The organism is Bartonella sp. AP57NXGY (assembly GCF_042195805.1).
In the GTDB taxonomy this organism is placed as follows: domain Bacteria; phylum Pseudomonadota; class Alphaproteobacteria; order Rhizobiales; family Rhizobiaceae; genus Bartonella.
This window is the reverse complement of record NZ_JBHIOZ010000480.1, coordinates 1-768: the sequence shown is the minus strand read 5'-3', so window position 1 is coordinate 768 and position 768 is coordinate 1. Positions and strand designations below refer to the sequence as shown.

Annotated in this window: 1 protein-coding gene and 1 pseudogene; both read left to right on the top strand. The window is 44.0% G+C overall.

The genetic code is table 11. The features are described 5' to 3' along the window. Positions 1–326 (top strand): annotated as a pseudogene (locus ACFIL8_RS12850) (PBSX family phage terminase large subunit); the annotation flags it as partial. Then, positions 311–768: portal protein (locus ACFIL8_RS12845; protein ID WP_375689933.1), on the top strand; the 458-nt coding region annotated here is incomplete at its 3' end. The pseudogene ACFIL8_RS12850 and the gene ACFIL8_RS12845, both read left to right, overlap by 16 nt.

Here is a 768-nt window from a genome sequence, read left to right as displayed (position 1 = left end):
TTCAACAAGCCGGTTTTCAAACCAAAATAATTCCTAACCAAGGAACAGGCGCTGTTAAAATGCGTATCGAAGCCGTACGGCGGTTGTTTCCTGCACTATGGTTTAATCGTGAAACGACATGTGCGGGCAGAAAAGCGCTTGCTTGGTATCATGAAAAGCGCGACGAACAGCGCAATATCGGACTAGGGGCTGAACATGATTGGGCTAGCCATGGGGCCGATGCCTTTGGACTGATGTGTGTGGCTTATGAACAACCAAATGCTAAAGCGCGAAAAAAACCTTATCGCTCGTTTCACCATTCTCAAACTTCATGGATGGCTTTTTAATGAATATGTCTACAAATTCTTCTTTTGATCAAATCGAAACGCTTGAAAATCAAGCTCTCTTTAAAAAACTCGTGGGTTGGTATCAGGATGATATTGATCATGTCGAAAAATGGCGAAAAAATGCCCAGGAAGATTACGATTTTTATAATGGACGGCAATGGAATGAGCAAGACCTTGCCGTCTTGCACGAACAAAACAGACCCGTGATGACTTTTAACCGTATTGCGCCTTTAATTAATGCCGTGATTGGGGCTGAGCGCAATAATAAAAGGCAAGTGCAATTTATTCCACGACAAGAAGGGGCTGCCTTTGCAAACCAGATTTTGACAGGAGCAGCCGAATGGTTTCGCGATGAAGCCGACGGGGAATACGAAGATTCCGATGCTTTTCAAGATGCAATTATTTGCGGTATGGGCTGGACAGATACACGCCTTGATTATGA